18 protein-coding genes and 1 riboswitch are annotated in these 18,427 nt (G+C 40.3%); of the genes, 8 read left to right on the top strand and 10 right to left on the bottom strand.

What is annotated here, in order from left to right; genetic code table 11:
- Window positions 1–25 precede the first annotated feature (25 nt).
- The 4 genes from LF817_RS09895 to LF817_RS09880 all read right to left on the bottom strand — a co-directional run bounded on the left by LF817_RS09895 (window position 26) and on the right by LF817_RS09880 (window position 2,908).
- Window positions 26–442, bottom strand: coding sequence for a MaoC/PaaZ C-terminal domain-containing protein (locus LF817_RS09895; protein ID WP_253935645.1), 417 nt, complete (start codon window positions 440–442; stop codon window positions 26–28).
- A complete protein-coding gene (locus tag LF817_RS09890; RefSeq protein ID WP_253935644.1) occupies window positions 439–888 on the bottom strand; it encodes a MaoC family dehydratase N-terminal domain-containing protein in 450 nt (149 codons plus the stop codon). The genes LF817_RS09895 and LF817_RS09890 overlap by 4 nt, the downstream gene beginning before the upstream one ends.
- An 18-nt stretch (window positions 889–906) precedes the next feature.
- Window positions 907–1,671 (bottom strand): 3-oxoacyl-ACP reductase FabG, encoded by a 765-nt coding sequence (gene fabG / locus LF817_RS09885; RefSeq protein ID WP_253935643.1) that lies wholly within the window; start codon window positions 1,669–1,671, stop codon window positions 907–909.
- Between the two features lie 67 nt (window positions 1,672–1,738).
- The gene (locus LF817_RS09880) at window positions 1,739–2,908 is read right to left on the bottom strand and encodes an acyl-CoA dehydrogenase family protein (RefSeq protein ID WP_253935642.1); all 1,170 of its coding nucleotides are present in this window, start codon (window positions 2,906–2,908) and stop codon (window positions 1,739–1,741) included.
- Between the two features lie 973 nt (window positions 2,909–3,881).
- Here LF817_RS09880 and LF817_RS09875 point away from each other — a divergent pair.
- Window positions 3,882–4,463 (top strand): phospholipase D-like domain-containing protein, encoded by a 582-nt coding sequence (locus LF817_RS09875; RefSeq protein WP_253935641.1) that lies wholly within the window; start codon window positions 3,882–3,884, stop codon window positions 4,461–4,463.
- Between the two features lie 322 nt (window positions 4,464–4,785).
- Here LF817_RS09875 and LF817_RS09870 read toward each other — a convergent pair whose 3' ends face one another.
- The 3 genes from LF817_RS09870 to LF817_RS20225 form a co-directional block, all read right to left on the bottom strand.
- Window positions 4,786–5,241, bottom strand: a complete 456-nt coding sequence (locus LF817_RS09870; RefSeq protein ID WP_253935640.1) for a hypothetical protein — start codon at window positions 5,239–5,241, stop codon at window positions 4,786–4,788.
- A gap of 330 nt (window positions 5,242–5,571) precedes the next feature.
- Window positions 5,572–6,969, bottom strand: a complete 1,398-nt coding sequence (locus LF817_RS09865) for an LLM class flavin-dependent oxidoreductase (RefSeq protein WP_253935639.1) — start codon at window positions 6,967–6,969, stop codon at window positions 5,572–5,574.
- An 89-nt stretch (window positions 6,970–7,058) separates the two neighbouring features.
- A riboswitch (SAM riboswitch) is annotated at window positions 7,059–7,162 on the bottom strand.
- Between the two features lie 171 nt (window positions 7,163–7,333).
- Entirely contained in the window at window positions 7,334–7,462 is a 129-nt protein-coding gene (locus LF817_RS20225) for a hypothetical protein (RefSeq protein WP_256558264.1), read from the bottom strand.
- Between the two features lie 213 nt (window positions 7,463–7,675).
- On the opposite strand from LF817_RS20225, the gene LF817_RS09860 reads away from it, so the two are divergent.
- The 3 genes from LF817_RS09860 (at window position 7,676) to LF817_RS09850 (ending at window position 11,658) form a co-directional block, all read left to right on the top strand.
- Window positions 7,676–8,800: a M14 family metallopeptidase gene (locus LF817_RS09860; protein WP_253935638.1), complete on the top strand. Its 1,125-nt coding sequence runs from the start codon at window positions 7,676–7,678 to the stop codon at window positions 8,798–8,800.
- 165 nt (window positions 8,801–8,965) lie between these two features.
- A complete protein-coding gene (locus LF817_RS09855; RefSeq protein WP_253935637.1) occupies window positions 8,966–9,820 on the top strand; it encodes an STAS domain-containing protein in 855 nt (284 codons plus the stop codon).
- A gap of 443 nt (window positions 9,821–10,263) precedes the next feature.
- Window positions 10,264–11,658, top strand: a complete 1,395-nt coding sequence (locus tag LF817_RS09850; protein WP_253935636.1) for a hypothetical protein — start codon at window positions 10,264–10,266, stop codon at window positions 11,656–11,658.
- Between the two features lie 65 nt (window positions 11,659–11,723).
- Here the strand turns inward: LF817_RS09850 and LF817_RS09845 are convergent, their stop codons facing one another.
- Entirely contained in the window at window positions 11,724–12,614 is an 891-nt protein-coding gene (locus LF817_RS09845; protein ID WP_253935635.1) for a vanadium-dependent haloperoxidase, read from the bottom strand.
- 54 nt (window positions 12,615–12,668) lie between these two features.
- Between LF817_RS09845 and LF817_RS09840 the strand changes: the two genes are divergently transcribed.
- Entirely contained in the window at window positions 12,669–13,685 is a 1,017-nt protein-coding gene (locus LF817_RS09840) for a prenyltransferase (RefSeq protein WP_253935634.1), read from the top strand.
- 205 nt (window positions 13,686–13,890) lie between these two features.
- Here LF817_RS09840 and LF817_RS09835 read toward each other — a convergent pair whose 3' ends face one another.
- Both LF817_RS09835 and LF817_RS09830 read right to left on the bottom strand, forming a co-directional pair.
- The gene (locus LF817_RS09835; RefSeq protein ID WP_253935633.1) at window positions 13,891–14,874 is read right to left on the bottom strand and encodes an aldo/keto reductase; all 984 of its coding nucleotides are present in this window, start codon (window positions 14,872–14,874) and stop codon (window positions 13,891–13,893) included.
- 54 nt (window positions 14,875–14,928) lie between these two features.
- A complete protein-coding gene (locus tag LF817_RS09830; protein WP_253935632.1) occupies window positions 14,929–15,120 on the bottom strand; it encodes a hypothetical protein in 192 nt (63 codons plus the stop codon).
- Window positions 15,121–15,401: 281 nt separating this feature from the next.
- On the opposite strand from LF817_RS09830, the gene LF817_RS09825 reads away from it, so the two are divergent.
- The 3 genes from LF817_RS09825 (at window position 15,402) to LF817_RS09815 (ending at window position 18,421) form a co-directional block, all read left to right on the top strand.
- Window positions 15,402–15,872 carry a nucleoside deaminase gene (locus LF817_RS09825; RefSeq protein ID WP_253935631.1) on the top strand — a complete coding sequence of 157 codons (471 nt, stop codon included), beginning with the start codon at window positions 15,402–15,404 and terminating at the stop codon, window positions 15,870–15,872.
- A gap of 380 nt (window positions 15,873–16,252) precedes the next feature.
- Window positions 16,253–17,287, top strand: a complete 1,035-nt coding sequence (locus LF817_RS09820; RefSeq protein ID WP_253935630.1) for an aldose epimerase family protein — start codon at window positions 16,253–16,255, stop codon at window positions 17,285–17,287.
- Between the two features lie 123 nt (window positions 17,288–17,410).
- Complete coding sequence (locus LF817_RS09815) at window positions 17,411–18,421, top strand: LacI family DNA-binding transcriptional regulator (RefSeq protein WP_253935629.1); 1,011 nt, start codon at window positions 17,411–17,413, stop codon at window positions 18,419–18,421.
- Window positions 18,422–18,427: the final 6 nt, after the last annotated feature.

The raw sequence follows: 18,427 nt of genomic DNA, 5'->3' as shown, positions 1-18,427 counted from the left end.
TTCTTCCTACCTGTTCGCTCTACCTTTATGTAGGAAATGCCTCAGTTTTTTTTAGCACGACTGTACCGGTAATGACTGCCCTGCCATCCTGATTCTCCGCATTCACTTCAAAGCTCATTTTTTCATCATTGTCATCTTCCAATCTAGCATGAAGAGTGATCACGTCATCGATAAAGACCATCCCTTTGAAACGAATCGCGTAGTTCTCCATGAAGGCTTCTTCATAGTAGGGGGTAAACAGCTTTGCAAGATTTCCCATCGTCCACATTCCATGAGCAATGACTCCAGGCAGGCCAGCCTTTTCAGCTTCCTCGTCAATAGTATGAATGGGATTGTAATCTCCTGACGCTCCGGCATATTTGATCAAATCAATCCTGGATACGGGCGGCAGAGTGATTTCTTCTAAAGACTCACCAACCGGAAGACCTTTTAATGAATTCACACCCTCATCTCCCTTCGAACCGCTTCTGTAATAATAACGACCTGTTCCTCTGTAAAAATCAGTCGTCCTTCAAGGTCTTCCCCGAACCTATTTAATAGTAAAAATCCCATCTCTCCACTTTTTCCGTTTCTTTCATAGTAATTTTTGACCTCTGAGTAACAGAGAATGTCTTCTCCTACAAGCAGCGGGCGCTCATAATGATAGATTTGTTCACCATGTATGAGACCTTTGTTTGGAAGCTTCAACTCCTCAATCGTTCCATAATCAAAAACTCGAGGGAAAGTGGGTGGAGCAATGTTTTGGTGATAACGAGACTGCTTCCCTGTTTCTTCACAGACAAAAATAGGGTGAAGATCACCGATAGACTCGGCGAATTTTTTGACTGCTCCTCTTTCCACCGTGTTTTTCACCTTTGCTGATCGTTTACCTATGCCATGCGTGAACATGAAACCACTTCGCTTTCATTAATTTTTAGGCCCTCCGGCTACATACATCACTTGACCACTGACAAAAGAAGATCGTTCATCAGCAAAAAAGGCTACGGCATTGGCGATGTCATCAGCTTTGCCGCTTCTTCCAACTGGAATGTTTTCTACACTTGCCTTAACTAGATCTTCAAACGAAATGCCAATGCGTGCAGCGGTTTGTTTCGTCATTTCAGTTTCAATAAATCCGGGTGCGACAGCGTTACACGTAATTCCAAATCTGCCAAGTTCAATTGAAAGCGTTTTCGTAAAACCTTGTAAACCAGCCTTGGCTGTTGCATAATTCGCCTGCCCGCGGTTACCTAATGCAGAAGTTGATGAAATATTGATGATTCGTCCATATTTATTCTCGACCATATACTTCTGAGCGGTTTTTGCTGCGTTAAAAGACCCTTTTAAATGAACGTTCATCACAGTATCCCAATCTGAACCTTCCATTTTAAATAACATGTTATCGCGTATCACTCCGGCATTGTTTACGAGAATATCAATCGATCCGAACTTAGAATGGGCCTCTTCCATAGCAGCTTCTACCTGATCAGCCTCTACTACATCGGCTACCTGGGTCATGACTTCAAACCCCTTTTCTCTCAACTCATGTTCCGCCTCAAGTAACGCTTCTTCATTAATATCAATAATAGCCACTTTTGCGCCTTCTTCAGCCAGTCGTTCGACAATTCCCTTTCCTATGCCACGACTGCCTCCGGTTACAAATGCTGCTTTTCCTTCAAATCTTCCCGCCATAACTATCCCTCCAATATAGTAAACTTCACCACGCCTTGTACGGGGCTGCCGCTTGACCCATGCACGATCAACCTATTTTGACATGTCCTTTTAACAGGTTTCTAGAAATAATTAATCGCTGAATTTCATCTGTGCCGTCGTAAATTCTCCACAACCTGGCTTCACGATACCAGCGTTCAATCGGGAGTTCCCTCGTGTAACCCATGCCTCCATGGATCTGAAGCACACGGTCTACCACCCTATTTCCCATGTTGGCCCCATATAATTTTGCCATCGATGCCGCATGACGATTATCTTCTCCCTGATCGAGCGTGAATGCTGCATTGAGAACAAGCCATTTCGCTGCTTCAATTTCCACTGCAGAATCTGCGATTTGCCACTGAATTGCCTGCCTGCTCGAAATCGGCTTACCGAACGTTTCACGCTCTTTCGAATAGTCGACCGCCATTTTCAGCAGCCGTTCGGCAGCTCCTACAGCCCGTGCTCCGACTATCCACCTCGCGAATCCGATCCATTCTAGACCAAGATCATATCCAGCGTTCACTTTCCCTAATATATTTCGATCAGGAACTCGGACGTTATCAAAAACCAAACCAGCAGGTCCCCATTCCCCCATAGTATGGATATACTCAGATTTCCAGCCCATCTCCCGGTCCGCAATAAAACAAGTTACTCCTTCACGACCTCCAGATGATTCGTGCAGCTCCTTATCGGTAATGGCGACTACCATGACGAAATCGGCTTCATTTCCTCCCGTTATAAATGTTTTTTCCCCGTTTAAGATCCATTCATCTCCGTCCTTGACCGCGGTCATTTTCAGATTTCTCGTATCCGAACCTGCCCCCGGCTCTGTCATCGCAAAACATGACTTTTTCTCTCCGTTTATTGTAGGCAATAAATAATTTTGTTTCTGTTCCTCATTGCCATAATAGAGAATATTATCGGCCGACCCTCCAAATTGAAACGGGACGAAAGTTTTAGATACTTCTATAAGAACGATGGCCATCATCATCTGTCCTAAATCAGCACCTCCGTATTCTTCGGGTGTATTAATGCCCCAAAATCCTGCATCTTTAGCTTTTAATTGAAGTTCTTTCATTTTTTCCGAAGAAATTCCTGGCTTACCTTCTCTTTCATTTCTTAATACATCATTTTCCAAAGGTATTAATTCTTTTTCAACAAATTTACGAATAGTTTTTTGAACCATTTGCTGTTCGTCAGTTAAACGTAAGTGCATACAACGATCTCCATTCTCTTAGGATTTTATAAAAATTACTGTATGAACCACCACATACTAACTAGTCAGTATGTATTACTACCATAATATTTTAAACTTTCAGAAAATACAACCCATAATTTGTCACTTGTTGAATTCATTATTAGGGTAAGATGTCTTTTTACTAGAAATTTCTTCTGCTTTTATTAGAAAGACTTTGTTAAAGTTCCGTGTTGATATTCATATAAGCTCCCTGTAGTGGAAGACTAAGTTTCGAGACATTCTGCCTGTTTCCGTCACAAAAATAGAGCTTGATGGGCCGGGAAATCACTCGCTTTCCATGGGCGTACGGTGAGCTTCCTCGGGCTAGCGCCCTCCGGGATCTCACCATGTACTGTTCTCCCATAGGAGTCTCGCAATTTCCCGGCCCTTCTTGCTTTTGTGAAAATAACTGAAACATCTTAGGCGCTGCTTCACATAATAAATAACGGCTTTTGACCTTAAAGTGCAGAGGATCTTAGAACTAAAAATGCTATACCTATAGATATTTAGTGAAGGGCGGTCTCACTGCGCTCCCACGGAAAGCGAGCCATTCCCCGCCGCCCTGACCCACTCACCCAATGTCTCGAAATTTAGTCTTCCACAATCCTGCCATATTGTTGAATAACTCACTTATCAATATCAACAATCACCTTTAACTTAGCTATTAGAAAAAGGAACGAGGAAAACGACTTGCCATCCTGTCCAGTTCCATTTTGCTACACTCGCCATTAGCTTATCCTCATTTTTATACAGGTATTAAAACTTCTCGTTAAACATCGACAAAGTGGTTAACTTCTATCTCCCGATGAATTCAAGGAGTATCATAATAGGATCGATTCCTTTTTCTAACAATAAACAAATCTATATATTATAATTAATATGATTCATCTTAATGAAACGAAGGAATAGGACAAATACCTTCACTCATAACTTGCACATAGGAGGAGATTGTATGGATGCAGTGACGGTTGCCTCAACTATAGTAATCGGTTCGATGGCCATTGGAATATATACTCTTCATTGGAAAACCAAATCTTTGAAGGAAGCTAAATTAGACTATATCTTTTCTAAATCTAATAAATCTCCCAAAAAAAGAATCCTTCGTTTAATCGATCAATCGAAGAAATCTTTGGATGTTGCAATTTTTTTACTGACTGAAGAGGCTTTTGTAAGTCACATCGTTAAGGCCTCAAAGCGAGGGGTAAACGTAAGGGTGATCACTGATATTACACAAACAAATACTTTGCCTGCACAAAAAGAAATTATACAACAGCTCATTGATTCCGGGGTCCCTGTAAAGGTGAATTATCACGAAGGAAACATGCACCTTAAAGTGATGGTTTCTGACAAGAAAACAGTTACTACAGGCTCATATAATTTTACTAAGTCTGCTGAAAATAAAAATGACGAAATCCTTGTCACTATAAAGAGTAAGGAAATCGCTAAAGAGTGGTCGAGCAAGTTTGAGCACATGTGGAAAGACGAAGAAAATTACGGGCCATTGAAAAGAATTCCTTTAAAAAAGGATGCATAAATATAAAGAAAGGTTCGTCCATGCACGGACCTTTTCTCATGTGAATATATCAGACTTTGGTTATTTCTCTATTTCGAACTTTCACTCTGAAGGGTATACCCTTCCACGAGAGTCTAACGTTTCCCTCCCCTTTCCATATAAGTGTTTCGAAACCGCTACAAGAAAAAGCAAACATTTATGTTAGTGTGCTGATGGTTAATACGGCAGCGAACCCGGGGTTATCTCGAAGAAAAGTCTTTCAGAATCCTGCCATATTGTTGAATAACTCTTTTATAAAATCCACCTCCGCTAGATTTGCCTCAGTAGCTTATAAATGAGTCCCTTATTTATTATAGTCCCACAAAATTACCCATTCCCCTTCCACTTTTGCGACAAATACCTCTTGATGAAGCTTGAAATGTCCATATTTACCTCTATATGTTTGAATGACAGTAGTGGCATATACAACTCCGATCGGATCACGATCTTTTTCCATCGTCCAGTTTTTTATTTTTTTTGATCCCTCTAGAGAAAAAGTGAAGGTGGTCACTCCGAAATGATTCATAAATACATGAGCCCGATCCTGAAGGTAACTGCCTTTTGCAAATTTTTCTTTCATGAAAGGGTGGAGCAGTTCCCACGAATCGGAAAAATTCCCTTCCTGCTCGTATGTATAAAAAGATTCAACAATGCGCTTTGCTTGTTGTTCAGGTGATGTGTAGATGAATATAGCAATCGTAACAGCTATGGGGATGAGGACTATGGCACTGAAAAGCATGATTTTCTTCGATGATCCCATAAAAAGCTCCCCTCCTTTTTCTATAACGATATGCTGGGACTTTCTAAGTAAACACAGAAAAAGAAGGGTTTCCCTAATAATGTTGGGTTCAAAATCAAACGTATTTGCAGGAACGAAAACCCATAAAGAATAAAGCAAGTACTAAAAACGTTCAGGGGGTAACCCCTGAACGTTTTCAGATACATTTCTATATAACAATACTCTGTACTTTCATAGGTGCTTAAAATTTATCTGTCGAATTCAGAAATGAATTTTTGCCTCTTCATATATAATTGGCATTCGTTCACAACTCAGACCTTATGCTTAAACGTTTTTTAAAGCAGGTTACCATTATGAATAACTTTTATTTAGACTGCGGCGATATTTACTCGCTGGATGATCCTCCGGCAGCGTGCTATTTCCATGTGGAAATAGTTTTTCCCTCATCGTTCCTTGCTCATACTCTGTCTTGTATAACCCACGCTCTTGTAAAATCGGAATGACAAGATCGATGAAAGATTCTAAATCTCCCGGAGATACAAGGTGATTCAAGTTGAATCCATCTATACCTGATTCTTCGAATTGATATTGGATTTGATCGGCTACTTCTTGTGGATTACCTACGATGATATTTGGTCGATCTAAGCCATCAAAGCGCTGTAGTACTTCACCGACTGTCTGCTGCTGTTTAGGTGCATCTTTCGTAAGAGTAGCCGCTTTATAGTGGCCGCCTTCTGTTTTCTTTTTGTATTGGAAAATTTCATCCGGATCCTGCGCTTCGAATTCTGCTACATCATAGCCGCTTGCTCCATACTGAGCTTTAGCTGCATCAGGACTCCAGACATTATCATACTCTTCCAACTTCTTCTCAGCTTCCTCTGTAGTTTCGGCTACGATTACAGTTAGAAAGCAAATGATTTTCAAATTTTCCGGATTACGACCGTGCTTTTCAGCTCTTTCTTTTATATCGTCTGAGTAATAACGAATTCGCTGGGGCGTCGGTCCTCCGACAAAAATGCATTCCGCATGTTTGGAAGCGAATTCTCTTCCCCGCTCTGAAGTCCCTGCCTGATAAATCACTGGAGTCCTCTGTACGGATGGTTCGCTTAGATGAGGCCCTTCCACACTGAAGTAATGACCTTCATGATTAATTTCTTGGACTTTCTCGGGATCTACGAGCGTTTCATTCTCAGCATCCTCTACGACAGCTCCCTCGTCCCAGCTTTGTTCCCAAAGCTTGTATGACACATCAAGATACTCATCAGCAATATCATAGCGTTCATCGTGCTTAATCATATTTTCCAATCCGAAATTCCTTGCCGCATTTGGTAAATAAGAGGTCACAACGTTCCAGGCAACCCGGCCATTCGTTAAATGATCGAGCGTCGAAAACCTTCGCGCATTTCCAAACGGAGGTTCATATGTAGTACTGACCGTTACAGCAAAGCTCAAGTTTTCTGTAACACTTGCCATCGCTGAAACGAGCATGGCCGGATCGTTCAACGGTACACTCAACCCATCACGAATAGAAGGTTCTTTACTTTGACGATACACATCATAGATGCCAAGAACATCCGCAAAAAATACAGCATCGAACTTTCCTTTTTCCAAAAGTTTCGCCAGCTCCACCCAATAGTCCAAATCTTTGTAACGGCGGTGCCGTTTACTTTCCGGGTGTTTCCAGAACCCATGGGAATTGTGCATCGAACTATTCATATCGAACGCATTAATAATCATCTTTTTACTCAATTGACATCCTCCTCGAATCTTTAAAATACAAAAAACCTCTTCTCGGAAAAAAGAAGAGGTTTTAATATACAGATGCTTGTATACAGCTCTCCTTATCTCCCAAGCGTTACGCTTGCTGGAATTGGCACAGTACTGAATACAGTCTGCTGCCGAGGCTTCAAAGGGCCAGTCCCTCCACCTCTCTGGATAAGAAAGTACATAATTTATTGAATTATCCAACAATATACAGGAAGGCTATTTCAGTGTCAAGTAAGCTTTTAATGCTATTCCGGGTTACGGGCAGCTTTAGTAAAAATTAGAGAACTAGTGGAAAAGGCCTCCTTCAAGACGAAAGAAGCTCGTCAAATAAAATATAAATAATAGCTTACTGCTTTTCAAGCTCGTGCTGTTCCACCATCCACTTTATGAATTCCAATTCCTCTTCCTTTAAATCTCGGCCGACTTTTTCTCGAAATTCCTCTACTAATGTTTGATAGAGTTCTTCTGAATTCATCAATATTCCACCTTAGACAATATTCAACCTCTATTACGCCCTATTTTACTATACCGAAATATCTTTTGCACCGGTTAAATTCACTTAAGTTTATCAAATTATGAATAAAAAATGTGAAACATGTCATTTTTTCCGAATATTTCTGAAATGTTTAAACAGAGTCCATATAGGAAATTCAGTAATACACTCTACAAATTAAAAGAAGGTGAACCTATGTCAGAAATAAATAAATACTATACTAGCAGCTATGAAGAATCTCGGACAACATTTCGTCAGCATTTAACAACTATCCAGAAGAAATGGCCAGAAGCAACCCTTTCCACTAAATCTATAGGTGAGGAAGCAGATAATACAATTGACATCATTTTTTCAGAAGCACGAACCAGAAACGAACAGATTGTTTTCATGACCTCTGGTGAGCATGGAATTGAAGGCTATGCAGGGGGGAGTGTCATTCATTTGTTCGTAGAAGAATACATCGATAAGATAGACCCTGATACTACCGGAATATGTATCGTACACGCACTAAACCCATGGGGAATGAGACATTATCGCAGAGTGACTGAAAACAACGTAGACCTAAACCGCAACTATATATATAATTCTACAGCTGTTCCCGAAGACATTAATGAGAATTACGCTAAAGAAAGCGACCTCTTTTTACCAAACGGTAAGCTTGAAGATATAAATAAAGAAAAAACCCATTTATTCGCACAGTTAGGTAAAGGAATTGCTGATGAAGGGTACCAGGGTATTAAAAAAGCTAAAGGTATGGGACAATTTGAATTTGAGCGCGGAGTTTACTACGGTGGAAAAGCTGAAGAAGAATCAGCTGTATATTTAAAAGAACTGCAAAGAAAACTTCTATCATTGTTCGACCGTGTCATTCACATGGACTGGCACACCGCCCTTGGTCCAACAAATGAAGTAACCGCCGTCATTTCTGAGCACGATCCTCGTGAGGAAGAAGAAATCAAAGCGGATTACCAAATGAAAAACATACAAAAATTCAGTCCAAAAAAAGTGAAGGGAGATTCAACTAATCACTTTTTCAAATTGAAAAACGAAGAATACCCAGCCACCCATTTATTCTCTGCCTTGTTCGAATTCGGGACATTCGGTACTGGGAAGAGAGCTGAATTGCGTGAATTAACTACAATCGTTTTAGAAAACCAGCTCTACTGGGAAGGCGCTGAAAAAGAGAAAGACAGACAATGGGTGCTGGAAGAATTTCAGAATATGTTCTATCCTGAGGAGACTGAATGGAGAGAATCGGTATTGAAAGAAGCGCGGCTTGCGATAGAAAATGTATTAACAAAAGAAGGAATACTTCATTAAGAAAAACGTGGGGAAGGAACCCCGCGTTTTTTGTCATTTTGCTCTAAATTCCTTGTGATAGCTACAGCCTGAATAACTCTTATTTGAAACATCTCACAACCAAAATATTCGGTGGGTGTGGTAAAATAAGACTCGTGGTTTACCCTAATGGCAGGAGGATTGAAAATGTCCGATGAGTATAATTTAGCTGCATCAGAATTCCGTTCCTTAAGAAAAGCCTCTAGAAAAATGTTTGAAGTAATCAGTAAGCAGCTCGATGTCAACACTGCTTATGTTACAAAAAGAGGCGATCATGCGATGACGGTTCTTAGCTCGTTTAACGCCAAGGAAGAGATTATTCCTGAAGGATACTCAGTGGAGTACAGCGGTACTTATTGCCGAATGATTATTTCAAATGACAATGAGGCTATGACGACACCTAACTTAATCAAAGATGAAATAACCCGAGAACTTGAAGTTACCAGCCAGTTAGAGGTGAAGGGTTTCCTTGGAGTTGCATTGAAGGATTTGAACGGAGAAGTTTTCGGAACATTGTGTGTCATGGATAAGCAGGAGAAAGAGTTTAAAAAGAAAGATATAGATTACTTGAAGTCGATGGCTGAAGTATTATCCCACTTGATTGAATTGGATGAAACTAAATATAATATGTCATTACTGAATGTTCCAATCATCCCGATCACCAAAGGAGTTTCTATACTTACAATTCAAGGTATCATCGATAATTATCGTGCAGACAAAATTATGGAGAAAGTCCTTAAATACGGCTCAGAAAATGAAATCGATCACTTTGTGATTGATCTATCAGGCCTTGTCATTTTAGATGGTAAATTCCCTTGTGTACTGGTTGATATTGTCCAATCTCTGCAGCTTATGGGCATCGAAGCCATCATTACAGGGATTTCACCAGAGATTGCAAAGCACGAGGTTAACAACATCCAGCTACTCTCCTTAAAAACGAAAACCGTAGCAAACCTTGAATCCGCACTTGAATATATAGGTTTTCATCTCGTAGAAAAGTAAAAGGCTGGGGAGTTTCACATTTCCCAGCCTTTTCAATATCCTGCTATGTATTTTAAAAAACCTCACACTAGCTGTTGGAGGGTCATGACCGGATGCACCTTTATGAGCAATATTCAAAGTTTGCCTGCGGACTTTGCGTTTGATTTCATCAGCTAATGCACTATTAATTGGAATATGAACCCCTCCTAGAAATAAGCTTTATACTAAAAATATGAAAATAAATCTTCGCATATGCCTATTCTCCTTTCGTATTTTCACTCATTACTATAGCTGACCTACGTAAATGAAACATGAATCAGAGGTAAATAATTGTATTTTTACTATGAAAAACGCCCTGGATGCACCATTCTGAAAGGTTATCCCTTATATGACTTACTCCACCCCAGCTATCTTTATCGGCCTTTACGTGGTATGGTTAAAGTAACGACAAAGGAGGTCGATGTATGTCTAATCCCATATTATTGACAAAAGATCGGCAGCAGACGCATTCACTACAGGTGAAACGCATGGCGATTTATAAACAGAGTAAGATCATTGAAGCTACCGACGAACTTGAACACACCTACTATTTCTTCTTTCATGATGATCGTTTTTTAGACTATGCTTCCTCAAAAAAAATCCTGAAACGCTCCCATACACATTCAGCCTTTCAGAAAGGTCTCGTCCTATCATACCCTCACCCATTGATCGAAACATTGATTGCTCCTTATTCCCACTTTGAAAAACAGAACTTTAACATGCTCTTCAGAAGACTACAAAAGCAGTATACCCTGCAGCAGTCCGCTTTGATTGCGACTTATTTTGAATCTTTTATTCATAGAGATGAAATCGCCGAGATGATAAAATCCCTTCTCTACAAAGAACGTCGAGATGGAAAACTATTATCCTGCTACCGCATTTTGCAGATACTCAGAGACTTCGCACCTAATCACAGCCTTCTGAACGCTTTTGCAAGTGATATTAAATTCATCCAATATGATGAACGTTATCAAAAAGGTGATATGAAACTAATCTCCAAAGATCCCGTTTATATTGAAAATAAATTATTCTCTGCTAAACACAATGAAAAAGCGTTTAAAAAATTGGCCGCACTTTATAAAAAGCAATCACGTAATGCAGACGTTACAGCTCTCTATATTTCCCGTGTAATCCACACCCAAAGCCCGGAAGATTACCAGAACCTTCATACGTTCATCAGCGAACATTTTGCCGAAGATATTCAGCTTGAAATTCTAGAAGACTTATATAGAAAAAATGTTCATATCGACCTATTGGTTCAAGATTTATTACTGAGCTATTTAACTAATGAAAAGTTTACAGAGGCCTTCAAACTAATGGATAATCATGCGATGACACTTCCGCCCTCTCAGTCTAAAGCACTGATCAGCGCTTTAAAAAACAATGGAATGGATACAGAGTCTATTCCGCCTAAAGAGTTAGGCCAGGTACTTCTCACACTATTTAACTCCGATGATGATCAAGCCGGGGAAATGCTGAATCAGACTGTTAGTTCTCTTTTACGAGAAAGAGGTCTAAACTTCACTAATGAGTGGATAGAACCCTTTCATAAAATTACAGCCGCTCAAGGTACAGTTAATAAAATCAGTGAAATGAATGAAATCGCCGAAGACCCGAATCAACAGCAGCGGCTTGGCGAACTATATCATGAATTTAATTACCCACAAAAAGCGATCGAGTGTATGAGCTGGGAAATGGAGCTTCGGGATGACGATCCAATGCCCGTCCGCTGGCTTGCTAAATTATATCAAGAATTAGGGATGGATGAGGAAAACAAAGCGTACGAACAGCTTTATATCAATATGGTCAAACATTCCTAACAAAAAACCGGCAGCTCTGCCGGTTTTTTGTTGCTTTAAATGAGTTCCCGTTATACCTAATGCATTTACAAAAATAACCTAGGCTTAGGGATACCTTTTTCTTCCCTTCCAACTCCGAAATCGTCAAAATCTCCCACCAGTGACGAGCAGTCTACTGGAAAATCAAAAGGAATGAATTGACGGTAGTTGTCTGAATTAAGTTTTGCATTTCTATAATCATCAATCGGTTGATCCACAGAAATAGCTGCTCGGCGCTGCCCTTTCAGATGGTTTACAATGACCTCGCCAATATACCTGCCCAGTCTTAACCCTTCTTCATTATCTGAAGGGAAATGTACCCCTCCATACAAACGGCTTACCGCATCATCTTCTGCAATCCTATTCAGTTTTTTTCTTTCTTTAGGAAAAAAGTAGCTGAGCACAACCTCCGCACATCCTGACATTGTGGCATGACCGGAAGGATAAGTTGGAAAGCGCGGAGTACAAAGCAGAGTTTTCATTTTTTGATCATATTGATTCGGCCTTGCTACGTCCCACTTGTATTTCAAATCCCACACAATGATCATCGTGTCATTGACAGCTGCCTGCACTACAGCTAAAATCCTTGCAGCAGCAGTCGGGGCGACATTATAAGTATCTATGAGGCGATCGATTACAGGGGTCCACTGTTTTGTCGGAACTCCAGTACCATAATAAACGGCAATATTTTTCTGTTCAGTCGTTAAATTCCCGAGGGTGTGCTGTACTTCATACAACTCTTTTTCAAAATCCACGTTATTTGGATGAGCGATAGGCAGACGCATTTTTCTCCCATATGGATCAAGAAAATTCCCCTGTTTGTCTCTTTTTAAAAACATTAGTGGCCATGAACCCGCATCAGGCGTTACAGCATCAGTCGGGGGATGACGCTCTCCTGCATAGGCGACCTTCGACCACCGTAAATAATTGATATCCATTTCCATCATCTCCTAATTACCTTATCCCATAATATGAATGGAAAGCGGAGATGTATGGACTATTTCAATATTTTCTTCAGTCAATTGAATGTAATCGACCTAAGCTGTTATCTTAGAGATATACTACTTTTTGGAGGTGCCCTATTGATCAACGATGCCATATCTGCGTTAAAAGGAAGCTGGCTTCTGCTGCGTTCCATTGCCGTCATTTCTTCTAGCGTTGCTACCATTGTCTCAACCGTTCTTCCCTTATACTTATATTTTTCAATTCCAAATCAGACAATGATCCCGTTATTTTTCCTATTGGTACTTGGAGCATTTATCATCCATGGAGTTTTAACTCATATATTAAATGATTACGTTGATCATCTATCAGGAACCGATGAACATAGTCCGGCTATTCTATCTGGAGGAAGCCGTGTCATCCAAACTGGATATATCACGTCAGACAAGCTTTGGAAAATAGGACAATTCCTAATTGTCCTCCTCCTTGTTACCATAATAACTTTTACAGCACTCAGTTTTTACAAGCTTGCGATTTTATTATCAATCGGCCTATGGGGAGCGATTTCTTATTCTCTTCCACCGTTGCAGCTAAGCTACCGCCCTTTTCTCGGAGAATGGTTATCCACTTTTCCTTCCGTACTTTTCCTCGGATTAGCCGGTGCGTGGCTGACACTTGATCACCTACCTGAATGGGTACTGCAAAACGCTGTCATCAATGCTTTATTCTGCATAGCCTGGGTTATGGTCCACCATATTCCTGATCTTGAAGCTGACAAAAAGGCCATTCCTGTAAAACAAACAAGTGTTGTGTGGTCAGTTGAAAAATTCGGCATCGGCTTCAGCCGTCTTCCATCCCTTCTGTACTTCGGTTTAACAGGGGTATGTGTCATCTGGCTCGGCTTTGACCGGTTATTGGCTGGTTTCGGTCTTCTTGCTTTCGTTACCGCAGCTGTCTACCTGATCATTAAAATGAAAGTAGAGGACCCTGAGCAGGTTTCGACTTATGAGAAAATCATTTTAATTCTAGCAATGCTAAATGCCGTTTTGCTTGGCATCTTCATCTGACTAGAACTACAAGCAGTCGGGGGTGAATTAGCTGCTGCTATGGAGGAGTTCTGGAGCTATGTGGTTGAGTTTTTAGGTGTAATGGAGAAATTCTAAAGTTTTTTGTGGTCTAATTATAATTATGAAGGCATTCAAAGCTGAAATGCAGGAATAACCTCCACAAAAAAAGACAGGAAAAGTTCCTGTCCCTAAAGGTCGCTGCATATTAGTAGACTCCCCTTATATGATCATGCACCTTTTCATCGTAAAATTTATCAATCTTACTTAACTCATTCTGCGAAAATTCATTTACGTGTAAAGCATTCAAATTATCCTGCACCTGTTGTACATTGCGAAAGCCCGGAATCACACTTGTAACTGCTTCCTGCTGTATAATCCACTTCAGGGCGGCTCTCGTCATATTTTCACGCTCATCCGCGATCCATTTTAATTGTTGGCTCAGTTCAACACCTTTGGTGAATTCTAAACCACCAAAGGTTTCGCCTACATTGAAAGCCTCACCTTCTTTATTAAAGTTGCGGTGATCATCCTTCTCAAAAGTGTGCTCTTGATTAAATTTACCTGTCAACAAACCACTTGCTAAAGGAACACGCGCAAGGATTCCAACTTTTTTCTCCAACGCAGAAGGAAATAATTTCTTCAAAGGTTTTTGGCGAAGCATATTGAAAATAACCTGAAGTGAACTTGCTTTCGTATTTTCCAATACGAACAGCCCTTCTTCTATGGTTTCCACGCTAACCCCATAATATCTGATTTTCCCTTCCTCTTTCAGTTTCTCTAACACTTCAAAAACTGAACCGTCCTTCATAATTTCAAAAGACGGGCAATGAATCTGATACAGGTCCACTTGTTCCCTGTTCAGCCGCTTCAAACTGTCTTCTAGATAAGTTGAAACCTGTTCCATCGAATAATTTTCAGGGTCATCAATATCCCCTTGCCGGCAAAATTTAGTGGCAATTTTAATCTCTGCTTCCTTACCTTTTGTTGCTTTTGCCAGCAGCTCTTCACTGTGCCCCATTCCGTACACGTCTGCGGTGTCAAAAAAGTTTACACCTGCATCCATTGCCGTTTGGAGTCCTTCCAAAGCTGCACGATCATCTGTTTTCCCCCAGCTGCCGCCAATAGCCCACGTTCCAAAACTTAATTCACTGATTTCTAAATCTGTGTTACCTAATCGATTATATTTCAATGTTAAGCCTCCTAATGCCAGGGGCTGCCTTTTGATCAGGCAGCCCCTCCACAATTATTTTCGAAAATGAGCCAGTTGTTCATTTAGAGTACTAGTTTGTGTATACACCTGTTGGTAAATCTTAAACAATCGGATGTATTCTTCAACCTTATCTTCTTCAGGTTCAAATGTTCGATCTATCTTAATGAATGCTTCTGCACAACCTTCAAGAGAGTCAAACCAGCCACAGCCATATGCTACTATCATCGCGGCCCAGATGGGGTGGGATTAAATATTGAAGGCTGTGTATAGTGTGGGGAAGAATTTTCTCAGGAGAGTTCGGTCACATGTTTGATTACAAGTGATTTTCTATACCTTTAAGCTGCGTTGTTTAATACCGTCCAGTAAACCTTTAATGTAAAGTTGGTGAAGATGGCTCCTCTAACCACCATCTTTCCAATATATATAAATTATTGTGTCACATAATCTGACAACTTCATTGAATCTCATAATAAAAATGATTATTCTGAATATTCAGGAGGATGATTATGGAACATAAAAAATATTTACAACAATCAATCCAATTAGCTGTAGAAAACATTCAAACAGAAGGCGGCCCATTTGGGGCGATCGTAGTCGATCAATATGGAAACATTGTAGGAGTCGGACAAAATAAGGTCACATCTTCTAACGACCCAACTGCTCACGCTGAAGTTCAGGCCATCCGAAAAGCCTGCCAAAATCTCGATACATTTCAGTTGACCGATTGTGTACTATATACAAGCTGTGAGCCGTGTCCAATGTGCTTAGGTGCTATTTACTGGGCACGCTTGGAGGAAGTGTACTATGCTGCAGACCAAAAGCTCGCAGCTGCAGGTGGTTTCGACGATCAATTTATTTATGAAGAAATCAATAAGTCTCATAGAGAACGAACCATACCATTTTATGCATTGGATCTGCCCGATAAAAACCTACCTTTTGAAACGTGGGCAAGTCAAGAGGAAAAAGTGGAATACTAACAGTGAACGAATCGTTCGCTTTTGTGGTTGAATAATTTCGCAACGCACGAAAACCCAGTCATTTGACTGGGTTTTTGCTTACTTAAAAAAGTCATGTTATCACGGTGGCTGCCCCTCTAAATTTGAAATTAGTAAACGTTTACTCCCTTCTCCAATCAACAATTTGTTATACTTATAGTAAGTCATATTCTTATTCAAGGGTTATATAGTGAAAAATTGACACATAAACACTAAAAAATTTTCTTACCCAACTGTCATAGTTTTTCACTTATACGACCACTCTTTTATTAGAGTCATAAGGAATATAAGTACGAAGCACAAGAACTTAATTTACACCCCACAACCATAGTTGAATCTATTCACCCTGGAGGAATACAAATATGGAAATCAAAGAAAAGTTACTCTCAAACGGCTGGAAGAAGTTCACTTTCTCAAACAATAAAGGTATAACCATCTCTGTCTTGGATTATGGCGGCATCATTACTGAAATCAACGTTCCAGATCAGAAAGGTACAATTGAGAATGTTGTTCTTTCCTACAAAGATTATGACAGTTACATAAACGATCCAAACTATTTTGGAGCTTTGATCGGCAGAGTCGCGGGCCGAGTTGAAGGTGCGTCTTTTTCACTGAATGGTAAAGAATACAATCTAGATGCAAACGATGGCGATAACTCTCTCCATGGTGGAAAACAAGGCTTCAATAAGAAAATTTGGGAAGCTTCCCCTTTCCAATCATCAACAGATGTAGGGGTAGTATTTACTTGTGAAAGTCCTCATTTAGAGGGCGGCTATCCAGGCAGCGTTTCTATAAAAGTTACGTACCAATTAAACAATCAGAATCAGTTTATAGTTGATTATCAAGCGATCAGCGATCAGGATACACCTATCACCTTAACCAATCATAGTTATTTCAACTTAAGCGGTAATGCGAAGCGCACCATTTGTGACCATAAAATGAAGATAGCGAGCGATCGTTTTGTCGAATTAGATGAATACCTAATTCCTACAGGGAATATAAATTCAAATCAGGATACCCCTTTTGACTTAAGAAATGAAACGACTCTGAAGTCCCCGCTAGGTTCAGATCATTCTCAAATCCAGTTGGCAGGCAATGGGTACGATCATTATTTCATCTTCAAAGAAACAGGTGAAGAACAAGTGACGTTAAGAGATGAAGACAGCGGCAGAGTATTAACAGTCCATACGACTCAACCTGGAATGGTTTTATATACGGGGAACGGTTTGGGCGATGAATTTCAATTAGCCAGCGGCCCTGCGGAGAAACACTCCGGCTTATGTTTAGAAACCCAGGCTTCTCCTGCTTCACTTCATCACGATGGATTCCCCAGTGCTTTGCTGAAAGCTGCAGAACCTTATAATAAAAGAACAACATTTACTTTCGATACATTTTAAAAGTTACAGCCTTCCCCCGGTTTTGATTACTGCGTGGGAAGGTTTGTTTAGTATGTGATATAGTATATATATATACATACTTTTTTACTAAACATAGCTAATGAATTTGAAGGAGAGAACATCATGGCAACGATTCGCGACATAGCGGAAAAGTCAGGATTTTCCATCGCTACAGTTTCCAGGGTATTGAATTACGACGCCACTTTGTCCGTTTCTGAAGAAACTAAAAAACGGATATTCAAGGCCTCTGAGGAATTGAACTACCGAACGTTAAAACAACGGGCGACCAAAAATGGAAAAAAGAAGCACCGTCTCGGAATCGTTTTATTCCATTCCGAACAAGATGAAATCAGCGACCCTTATTTTTTAGCCATCCGTCTGGGAATTGAGAAAGAGAGTACCGCTAAACAGATTGATTTAATCAAGATTTACCGAAAAAACGATCAGCTTGATTTATCTGATGTAGGTGCCATAGACGGGATGATTGTGGTTGGCAGAATCCCTCCCGAAGAAATCAAAGAGATAAAAGATATCACAAACTACATTACATTCGTAGATTATTCTCCTTGCGAATTAACTTATGACTCTGTAGTTATTGATTTTCAAAGGGCCATGATTGATGTACTGGATCACCTGTTAGCACTGGATCATCGCGACATCGGGTTCATTGGAGGTATTTTGAATCCCCGCCCGAATGAAACCTTGATGGACTACCGTGAAAGATTCTTCCGGGATTATTTAGCTTCCAAACACATTCTCAATGAAAAATCCATATTCATTGGACAGTTCACAACAGAGGACGGCTATCGCCTAATGCACAAAGCTTTACAACAGTCAAAACTCCCTACTGCTTTTGTTGTAGCCAGCGACTCAATGGCAATCGGGGCATTAAGAGCGCTTCACGAAAACAAAATCCGCGTGCCTGAACAAGTCTCTATTGTCGGTTTCAACGATATTGCTGCCTCCAATTATCTTCAACCATCTTTATCGACGGTGAAGGTATATACGGAATTCATGGGAGAAACCGCAGTCGAACTTATGATCGAACGTTTAAATACAAAGAGAGAAATCGCGAAAAAAATTGTCATTCCGACAAAGTTGATTCAAAGGGAAAGCACAGTGAAACTCCGTTAAAAAAGG

It is taken from the genome of Halobacillus sp. A1 (assembly GCF_024189295.1).
GTDB lineage: Bacteria > Bacillota > Bacilli > Bacillales > Halobacillaceae > Halobacillus_A.
The sequence above is the reverse complement of the archived record's forward strand: the minus strand, read 5'-3'. Positions and strand labels throughout refer to the sequence as shown.